Source organism: Bradyrhizobium macuxiense, from assembly GCF_001542415.1.
GTDB lineage: Bacteria > Pseudomonadota > Alphaproteobacteria > Rhizobiales > Xanthobacteraceae > Bradyrhizobium > Bradyrhizobium macuxiense.
On record NZ_LNCU01000062.1, the window covers coordinates 43,143 to 52,466 of the forward strand.

General features: G+C 64.7%; 10 protein-coding genes and 2 pseudogenes. 7 read left to right on the forward strand and 5 right to left on the reverse strand.

The annotated features are described in order from the left end of the window. Positions 1–38 precede the first annotated feature (38 nt). Positions 39–284, forward strand: coding sequence for a PilZ domain-containing protein (locus AS156_RS18715; protein ID WP_066507289.1), 246 nt, complete (start codon positions 39–41; stop codon positions 282–284). Positions 285–429: 145 nt separating this feature from the next. On the opposite strand, the gene AS156_RS18720 is transcribed toward AS156_RS18715, so the two are convergent. Next, positions 430–678 carry a hypothetical protein gene (locus AS156_RS18720; protein WP_066507291.1) on the reverse strand — a complete coding sequence of 83 codons (249 nt, stop codon included), beginning with the start codon at positions 676–678 and terminating at the stop codon, positions 430–432. Positions 679–829: 151 nt separating this feature from the next. Here AS156_RS18720 and AS156_RS18725 point away from each other — a divergent pair. After that, a pseudogene (locus AS156_RS18725) lies at positions 830–1,508 on the forward strand (nitroreductase). 259 nt (positions 1,509–1,767) lie between these two features. Next, positions 1,768–2,931, forward strand: coding sequence for an acyl-CoA dehydrogenase family protein (locus tag AS156_RS18730; protein WP_066507293.1), 1,164 nt, complete (start codon positions 1,768–1,770; stop codon positions 2,929–2,931). A 44-nt stretch (positions 2,932–2,975) separates the two neighbouring features. Here AS156_RS18730 and AS156_RS18735 read toward each other — a convergent pair whose 3' ends face one another. Beyond that, positions 2,976–5,057: a methyl-accepting chemotaxis protein gene (locus AS156_RS18735; RefSeq protein ID WP_066507299.1), complete on the reverse strand. Its 2,082-nt coding sequence runs from the start codon at positions 5,055–5,057 to the stop codon at positions 2,976–2,978. 169 nt (positions 5,058–5,226) lie between these two features. Beyond that, complete coding sequence (locus tag AS156_RS18740; RefSeq protein ID WP_066507302.1) at positions 5,227–5,475, reverse strand: hypothetical protein; 249 nt, start codon at positions 5,473–5,475, stop codon at positions 5,227–5,229. Between the two features lie 191 nt (positions 5,476–5,666). On the opposite strand from AS156_RS18740, the gene AS156_RS18745 reads away from it, so the two are divergent. Both AS156_RS18745 and AS156_RS18750 read left to right on the forward strand, forming a co-directional pair. Next, positions 5,667–6,257 (forward strand): NADPH-dependent FMN reductase, encoded by a 591-nt coding sequence (locus AS156_RS18745; RefSeq protein WP_066507305.1) that lies wholly within the window; start codon positions 5,667–5,669, stop codon positions 6,255–6,257. A gap of 24 nt (positions 6,258–6,281) precedes the next feature. Beyond that, a complete protein-coding gene (locus tag AS156_RS18750; RefSeq protein ID WP_066507311.1) occupies positions 6,282–7,064 on the forward strand; it encodes an SDR family NAD(P)-dependent oxidoreductase in 783 nt (260 codons plus the stop codon). Between the two features lie 11 nt (positions 7,065–7,075). On the opposite strand, the gene AS156_RS18755 is transcribed toward AS156_RS18750, so the two are convergent. Then, a complete protein-coding gene (locus tag AS156_RS18755) occupies positions 7,076–7,459 on the reverse strand; it encodes a hypothetical protein (RefSeq protein ID WP_066507314.1) in 384 nt (127 codons plus the stop codon). Between the two features lie 227 nt (positions 7,460–7,686). Here AS156_RS18755 and AS156_RS18760 point away from each other — a divergent pair, with 227 nt between their 5' ends. Next, positions 7,687–8,253, forward strand: a complete 567-nt coding sequence (locus AS156_RS18760) for a L,D-transpeptidase (protein WP_136626296.1) — start codon at positions 7,687–7,689, stop codon at positions 8,251–8,253. Positions 8,254–8,544: 291 nt separating this feature from the next. Next, positions 8,545–8,760, forward strand: coding sequence for a hypothetical protein (locus tag AS156_RS18770; RefSeq protein WP_066507327.1), 216 nt, complete (start codon positions 8,545–8,547; stop codon positions 8,758–8,760). A 106-nt stretch (positions 8,761–8,866) separates the two neighbouring features. Here the strand turns inward: AS156_RS18770 and AS156_RS18775 are convergent. After that, a pseudogene (locus tag AS156_RS18775) lies at positions 8,867–9,324 on the reverse strand (hypothetical protein); the annotation flags it as partial.

A 9,324-nucleotide genomic window follows, 5' to 3' on the forward strand; every position in this document is an offset into this window, starting at 1 on the left:
CGACGAGCCTATTGTCCTGTTCATCTGAGGCAGCGGTGATGCATCCCCGGCGGTTTGCGCGTGTTCGTCCGACAGGTCGTGTCCCCAATTCGGTCAAGCTGCTGCTTGAGCCGAAGGCGCCGCTGATCGAATGCAGGTTGGTGGACTATTCAGCCGGCGGCGCGTGCATCGAACTGCCGAAAGCCTTGGTACTCCCCGAACGTTTCGAAATGTTTCACGGAAACATCAAGAAACGCTGTCGGCGCGTCTGGAGCAGGGGGCTCCGCGTCGGCGTTTCGTTCTGACGCGGGCGCGTGATCATGGCACGCCGATTGCTGTGAACCATTGCATCCGCAAGTTCATAGCGGCGCCCCTACGTTCCCACGGGCCGCTGATACGGCCCGCAGGTTGGTCTCGACTGACAATGCTGGAGAGCAGCGGACGGGAGCCTCAGGCGCCGCTTTCGCACTTCTTCATGAAGGAATTCTTGGCCGCGCCGGAGAGCTTCTTGCCGTCCGAACTGACTGCCTTCGTCTCGCAGGCGTCGTGCGTGCATTTCTTCATGAAAGAGGTCTTTGCTGCGCCGGCCAGCGGCTTGCCGTCCTTGCCGACGGCCTTGCTGTCGCAGGTGGCGTCCTGGGCAAACGCCGCGCCGGTCGCGAAGGTCGCGATGACCGCAGCCAAGAAAATCCGCTTCATCTGGGTTTCTCCCTAAACCGAACCAGTGGCCGGATTGGATATCGGATTCTTGGGCCGATCAAGTTCCCATGGCCGATTTTGACGATAAAATACCTAGCCGATGGGACAAAATTCTCTCATTTGGCGGGGAACAAAATGGAGGAAGCGCGGAATGGAGTTCGAGACCCTGGTACAGACACGCAAAAGCGTGCGCGGGTTCAAGAAGCAGCCGGTCTCTCGGGCAACCGTTGAGGAGATCATCGAGGTGGCGAAGCGCGCGCCATCCTCGATGAACACTCAGCCCTGGCACGTCCACGTCCTGGCCGGGGAGCCGCTGGAAGAGGTTCGGCGCCGCAACATGGAGGAGATGAGCGCCGGGGCCAAGCCGAAGCGCGATATCGTCAGCCATGGCGAGTACCAGGGCGTGCACCGCGGCCGGCAGGTCGACATCGCCAAGAAGCTGTTCGGTGCCATGGGGATTGCCCGCGACGACAAGCCGATGCGGCAGGATTGGGTGCTGCGCGGCTTCCGCCAGTTCGACGCGCCGGTTTCGCTGGTGCTGGCCTATGACCGGATCCTTGATCCCGGCGCGGGTCTGCCATTTCGACCTCGGCGCGCTCTGCTACGGGATCGTGCTGGCGGCCTGGGATCGCGGCCTCGGCAGCGTGATCAACGGCCAGGGCATCATGCGCTCCGATATCGTACGCGAGGTCGCCAACATCCCCGAAGAGCAGGTCATCATGACTTGCGTCGCCATGGGCTATCCGGACGACAGTTTCGCCGCCAATGCGGTGCGGTCGGATCGCGAGGCCAACAGCGACTTTGTCCACTATGTCGGCTTTGCCGACTGAGGCAGAGCTCTCCGCGCGCAGATCATCAATCGCGTGCTCAATTCGTACAGAACAACCCTCGTGCGGCGCGATGATTTGTTCGGCGGGCCTGCACGGTCGGAGCGGTTGCGCGATCATTGACCGTGTTGCGGGATATTGAATTCCGCAACGTGAGACCTCCGCAGGCCACGCAATGGTGGCGAGCGTTTTCCTCTGTCTTCGCCAATCCAAAGTGCGCTACTGGTTTTTTGAAACACAACAGCACAGGCGAGGATGTCGGATGAGCGATGATGAACAAACAGCCATGATCCGCGAGACGGTCGCGAAATTCGTCGATCGCGAGCTTATGCCGCTCGAGCCGCAATACCTGAAATCGAGGCTGCCCGGCAGCGGTCATCCGGAACTGACCGGCGAGCACCGCAAGCGGCTGCGCGACGTGTCGAAAGAGCTGGGATTGTGGGGCCTCGATGCCCCCGAGGATCTCGGTGGCCACGATCTGCCGACGCGCACGATGGCCGCGGTGCATGAGGAGCTCGGCCGCAGCTGCGTGCCCTTCGTGCTGCCGCCGGACTCGCCGAACCTGCGCATGCTGCAGGCGGTCGGCACCGAGGCGCAGAAGAAGAAATATTTGCAGCCCTATATCGAGGGACGGATGGCATCGGCGATCGCGATCTCCGAGCCCGGCGCCGGCGGTGATCCCGCAGGGATGAAGACGCGCGCGGTGCTCGAGGGCGAGCAATGGGTGATCAACGGCCGCAAGATCTGGATCAGCAACGCACGTGCCGCCGACTTCATCATCGTGATGGCGCGCGTCGGCAGCGATCAGCGCCAGGGTGGCATTACCTCGTTCATTGTCGAGAAGGGCACGCCGGGCTTCATCATCGAGCGCGAGATCCCGATGCTGGGCGGCGGCTCGACCTACGAGATCGTGTTCGAGGATTGCCGCATCCCGAAGGACTCGGTGCTCGGCGAGGTCGGCAAGGGCTACGCGCCGATGCAGCTCCGCCTGCGCACGCGGCGGCTCGAGATGGGATCGACCTGCATCGGCATCACCAAGCGTGCGCTCGACATGCTGTGCGAGCACGCCAAGCAGCGCGAAACCTTCGGCGTCAGGCTCGCGGAACGCCAGGCGATCCAGTGGTGGATCGCGGACATGTCCACCCGCATGCATGCCTGCCGGTTGATGGTGCGCGACGCCGCCGACAAGACCGATCGCGGCGAGGACATCAGGCACGAAGCTTCGATGATCAAGGTGTTCGCGACCGAAATGGCCTATGAGGCCTGCGACCATGCCATGCAGACGCTCGGCGCGCTCGGCGTGACGCTGGAATTGCCGCTCAACGCGCTCTGGCAGAAGGCGAGGCTGATGCGGGTGTACGAAGGCCCGAGCGAGGTCCATCGCCAGGCGATCGCCCGCCGCGTGCTCGGGCTGCGCGGCACCTGACGCTTGCTCGGCCGTGTGTCGCGGGGCGATGCCCCGCGACGGCTTCAGGCCGCCCGTACGTCGGAGAGGAAACGGTTGACCTGGCCGGCAAGATCCTTGGACTGCGTGGAGAGCTGCTCGGCCGCACCGAGCACCTGCGTGGCAGCCGCGCCGGTGTCGTCAGCGGCGCGCTGGACGCCGGAGATGTTGGAGTTGACCTCCTGCGTGCCGCGCGCGGCCTCCTGAACGCTGCGCGAGATCTCCTTGGTCGCCGAGCCCTGCTCCTCGATCGCGGCCGCAATCGCGGTGCCGATCTGGTCGATCTCGGTGATGACGTCGACGACATTCCTGATTGCGGTGACGGTCTCATCGCTCGCGGTCTGGATCGCGGTGATCTGCTCGGAAATCTCGGTGGTCGCCTTCGCGGTCTGGCCGGCGAGCGACTTCACCTCGGAGGCGACGACGGCGAAGCCGCGGCCGGCCTCGCCGGCGCGGGCTGCCTCGATCGTGGCGTTGAGCGCGAGCAGGTTGGTTTGCGCGGCAATGCTCTGGATCAGCGTCACGACGTCGCCGATCTTCTGCGCACCTTCGGCCAGCGAGCGAGCGGTATCGCCGGTGCGGCGGGCATGGTCGACCGCGCGCGCGGCGATCTCGGTCGAGGTCGCGACCTGACGGGCGATCTCGGAGATCGACGACGTCAGCTCTTCAGTCGCGCTCGCCACCGTCTGCACGTTGGTCGAAGTCTGCTCGGAGGCTGCCGCGACCACGGCGGCCTGGCGATTGGTCATGGTGGCGGTCGAGGACATCGATTGCGCGGTATCCTCCATCACCGAGGAGGCCGACGACAATCCGCCGACCAGTTCGGTGACCTTGGCCTCGAATGCACGCGTGAGATCGTCGAGCACGCGCGCACGGCGCATCTTGATGTCGTTCTCGGCTTCCTTCTCGTCGGTGAGACGATCCGCCTCGATCTTGTTGTCCTTGAACACCTGCACAGCCGCGGCCATCGCGCCGATCTCGTCGTTGCGGGCGACGCCTGGAATATCCTCGGCGACGTCGCCGGCGGCGAGGCGTGACATGCGGCCGGTGAGGGCGGCGATCGGATTGAGGATGCGGCGGCGGACCATGACGATGAGGCCGGCGCTGAGCGCGGCGACGGCGATCAAGCCGATCAACGCCACGACGAAGCTGAAGCGCGCCGACGAATAGGCGGCGGCAAGCCCTTGCTCCGCATTCTCGTAGAAGGCATCGCGCACGGTGATAATCGAGGCCAGACCGATCTGCGACTCGGCATAGTAAGTGTCGACGTCCTGCTCATACTTGCCCGACAGCGCGCCTTCCTTGGCGAGCTTCAGCGCCTTGCCGAAGCGCTCGACATAGTCGGACTGCATCTTGCCGAGCGCCGTCATGACGTTTGCGGGCGTGGCGGGATTGTTGCGGAGTTCCTGCAGCGTCGACAGGATCTGCTGGGTCCTGCCGGTGCTGCGGTAGAGCTCCATCTTCTCGGGCTCCGTGCCGACGCGCTTGGCGCCGACCAGGGCCTTGTGCAGGCTGGCATCGAGGCCGCCGATATCGCGCAGCGTCCAGGCGACGTTGGCGTAATTGGCCTGGCGATAGGCGTTGCCGTCGAGGCCGGCAAGGCGGCGCACCTGCTCGTCGAGCAGCGTGGTCACGCCGGCGTTGAACACGGAGTTGTCGGCGACGATCTTGGTGGCAGCGGCGCGGCGGGCATCGACCGGGCCCGCGATCGCGGTTTGGATCGAATCGCGGAGTGCGGCGAACTTCGCCTTCAAGGCGTCGATCGCGCTCGCGACCGCCTCGCCGTCGTCGAGCGAGCCGGGCAGGGTGCTGCGGACCTCATTGACCTTGGCGAGCGCGCCGTCCGTAAGTTTGCGGAGCTTGTCGAGACCGGCCAACTGCGCCTGATCGATCGCGCCGGTACCGAACAGGAGGTTGGTGGAATAGCCGCGCTCGGAGTTCATGTAGCGCGGGATATTGCCGACGGCGCGGACGATTTCGAGCCGGCTCTGCGCGATCGAGACCTTGTCCATCGTCTGGTACTTCGTCACCGCGACATAGGCCGCAAGGCCGCCGCCGACCGCGGAGAGGGAGACGATCGCGGCCGTCAGGAGAGTACCGATTTTCATGTGCTGTGCGCCATTCTGGACGAGAGAGGTGGGAGCCTCAACCGTACCGGGTGCACATTAAGCTTGGGTTGACGATCCGGCGCGATGCCGGATCTCGGCCATCTCGGGGATAGGCCGAAAGTCGAATTCAGGCGGTCGCGGGGGCGCGCCGGCCTACGCAGCCTTGAGACTAGCGCTCGTCCTCGCCCGCGCTCTTGGTCGCGTTGCGATGCTGCGTGGCTCCGTTCGAGCCTTCCTCGCCGCAGGGAAGCTGCGTCCAGGTACCGTCAACGGCCTGCTGATACGCCTGGCAGGCAGCAGACGGGCTGGATTTTTCGTCGTCGGCCTTTTGGTGGTCGGAACTCTTCGCCAGCACAGGGGCGCCAATCGCAGCGATGGCTGCGAGCGAACCTGCGAAAACCAGCTTTGCGATCCGCATCTCGGGTTCTCCTTTCTCGAAGCGTCCGCATATCTGGAAAGGAATTTGGCGATTTTGGGCCGCCGTGAGCAGCCGGCGGGGGATTGCTTAATGGCCGGAAAACGGCCGAGGATCGCGGTTAAGGCTTATGAATGCGAGCGCCCCTCGCGCAGCGCCGCAGACGCTGTCACGACACGGTGCTAGGATCGGTCATGGCTAATCGCGTCCTCGTTTTCTACGGCTCCTATCGCTCCGACCGCATGGGCATTCGGCTGGCTCATTTCGTCGTCGACGGCCTTCGCGCGCGCGGCGACGATGTCGAGCTGATCGATGCCAGGGAAGTCGGCCTGCCGATGCTCGACCGGATGTACAAGGAATATCCCAAGGGGCAGGCGCCGGCCGCGCTCGAGACGCTGGCCGGGAAGATCCGGGCGGCCGATGGCTTCCTGTTCGTGACCGGCGAGTACAATTGGGGCGTCCAGCCCGGACTGAAGAATCTCACCGATCATTTCCTCGAGGAATGGTTCTGGCGCCCGGCCGCGATCGCGAGCTATTCGGCCGGACGGTTCGCCGGCGCGCGCGCCGCGACGGCCTGGCACGGCACGCTCTCGGAAATGGGGATGGTCGTGACATCGAGCACCATCGCCGCGGGTCAGATCGCGCAGAGTTTGTCCGCCGAAGGCAAGCCGATCGGCGAGGGCGGCAAGGCGCTGGAGCGCGCCTTTCCGCGCTTCGCCGATGACCTTGCCTGGTGGATGGAAGCCGCCAAGGCGCAGCGGGCGCGCAGGGCGCCGCCTTACTGACACAGCGCGCGGAGATCGGCGATCATGAGCCTCTTCAATTCAGCGTTCGATCCGGCGCACGAAGCCGCACTGGTGACAGGCGCAGGCAATGGTATCGGCCGCGCCATCGCGATAGCTCTGGTCGGCGAGGGCGTGCGCACGGTCTTTGCCGATCTGCACGAGGATCGGATCGCGGCTGCAATTCAGACCGCGCCGCGCCCGGAGCTCGCGGTGCCGTGGGTCGGCGATCTCGCCAGCCGTGAAGCGTGCGATGCTCTGCTGGCGCATGCGCAATCGACGGTCGGTCGGGTGACGCACTTCGTCCATAGCGCCTCGCCGCCACGGCGCGAAGCCGATCACGCGATGGCGGTCGACGATGATATCTGGCGACGGATGCACGCGGTCAATCTCGATGCCGGCTTTCATCTGGCGCGTGAGCTTGCACGCAAGCTGATCGCCGCGAAGGCGCCAGGCTCGTTCCTGTTGCTCACGTCACTGCATGCCGGCACGCCGCGCAATCTGCCGCATTACTCGACTGCGAAGGCCGGCATGGCCATGTTGGTGAAGGAGCTTGCCAAGAGCTGGGGCCGCTACGGCATCCGCGTCAATGCACTGGTGCCCGGCGCGGTCGCGGCCGGCGGCTTCGTCGCCGATCCCGCGCTCGCAAAACACATTCCGCTCGGCCGGCTCGGAAACGCCGAGGATCTCGCGCCGATGGCGCTCGCGGTGTTGTCGAACAAGCTCTCCGGCTACGTCACCGGTACATCGATCGTGGTCGATGGCGGTCTGTCGCTGACCAACTGGTTCGTGGCGCCGGAGCTGGACTGAGGGAGAACTGCCTAGTCCTTCGTTCTGATATAGCCCGCGAGCCGGGACTTCTGCTCGTGGCACCAGGTCGTCATGCCAAGGCGGCGCTGATCGAGATCGGTGGTTTGCGTTGCGATCGCGACCGCGGTCATTAAGTCGTCGGACTGCTTTTCGCCCATCTTGCCGCCGGTGTGCATATAGGCGATCGCCTTGCGCACTTGTTCGGTCGTGCCGTCAGGGAGGTGCATCTCCTGCGCCTTCTGCACGAGATCCTGATAGACGAGATCGGTGTTGGGGCATTCAACCTTCGCGGCAAACGCCTGCAGCACCATCGTGACATAGGCTTCGCGTGGGTCGTCTGCATGAGCCGGCGTTGCGGCCACGATCGCGCCCGCCAAAATCAGTGCATATCGCATCAAATCCTCCCGGTTTTTCCGTAAGGCTAGCGTCTGCGGGAACTCACTGCAACCGTCAGGACACACTCGCGGAAAGAACCGATCAAACGGATGTGTTCCAGGTCGGGCTGCCACGATTTCAGCACGATTTCGGCAGCATGTGGCACAGGTTGTCGCAGGGGAGAATAATCGTGTCCAAGTTGGGGCTTGCCGTGTTGCTGGGTGGATCGCTCGCGCTCGGCGGTTGCATGCAAGCGACGCTTTCGCCTGTATCGGATGCATCGATGACGCCGCGCGATCGGCAGTTGCTCGCACATCCACCCTATGCGCGGGCCAGCATCCCCGAGCAGTTCCAGCGCCACATCGTCGACTACCGGCGCGGTGAGAAGCCCGGCACGATCCTGGTCGATACCGATGCGCGCTACCTCTATTACGTGCTGCCGGGCGGCAAGGCGATCCGTTACGGCGTCGCGGTCGGAGAGGAAGCGATGGCGTTCTCCGGTGTCGCGACTGTCGGCCGCCTGGCCGAATGGCCGGACTGGGTTCCGACGCCCGATATCCAGGCGCGGCTTGGGCCGTATCCGGCGCGCGTCCCCGGTGGACCCGCCAACCCGCTCGGCGCGCGGGGCATCTATCTCTATCAGGGCAACAAGGACACGCTCTATCGCATCCACGGCACCAACCAGCCCGAATATATCGGGCAGGCGATCTCGTCGGGCTGCATTCGGATGACCAATGCTGATGTCATCGATCTCTACCAGCGCGTGAAGCCGGGAGCGACGGTGGTTGTGCTGCCGCCGGGACAGAGCGCCTAGCTCACAGCGGCATCGATTGTTGTCCCCGGCGAAAGCGCTCGACCAAGCCTGGGACGACGGTGCTACGCCGGACCGAGTCGGTATCCCGATAGCGGAGCAGTGGCACCGCTCCGTTGCTTCGCATGTGGGTCTGCCCATTGATGAAACGGGACACGTTCTGGAGCAGGGACAATTCAGTCATGTCCCCGACATCTGGAACGGGACAGGGGCAAACACACTTTAGGTGTGTCTCGATGTATCCCGGTCACCACCGTAAAGAACCAACCACCGACCAAACGGAGCAATGGAACGATGTTTCTGAGGACGACCCGCCACGGTCACATAAACATTCGCCACGTCGCCAAGCTTTACCCGACCGCCAACGGCGACGGGACACTGGACGTCGAGCTCTATGCGAGCCTGGATTCGGAAGTTCCGTTTCAAGTGGTTGAGGTGACCCGCGAAGCCTTCATGACCGCGACTGGCGCGACCGCCAGCGAGTTACCCGACAAGTCCAAATCCGTCTGACAAAAGATCGCGTGGAAACAGCCTTCGCTCGCAGCAACATAGCGGATGACGTCTAGTCATCCGCCATACGTCTCTTTGCGGATGCTTGTCCGCTACCCGGTCAGCTTCACCGCACCGGCATCGGTGGACGAACCACCGGTCCATCGTCGTCGGCGTCGACCACGGCCGGCTGCTGCGACTGCACCGGCAGCGGTGCGGCAGCCTGCGGCGGAGGCGCCTGCAATGGCGCAGCCGGAGGCGGCGGCGGGATGTAAGCCTGTGTCGGCCGGCGGATCGGCGGCGGTGCGACGGCGGCGCGCGACGGGGAAGCGACCGCCGCATGCGGCTGCGTCGTGCGCGGGCGCGGGGCGGCAGGTCGCGGTTCGGCGGCCCTGGTCTCAGTCGTCCGCACGACGCGCTGCGACAGTTGGTCCTGGCTTGCCTTGAGCTGATCGATGCTCGCCTTGAGCTGCTCGATCTGCTGCCCCATCGACGCGATATCGCGCGCCATCGACTGCAGCAACTGCGTCTGGTCCGGCGCGGCTGCGACTGCTGGAGGCGCAGCAGGTGCGGCCGCTGGCGCCG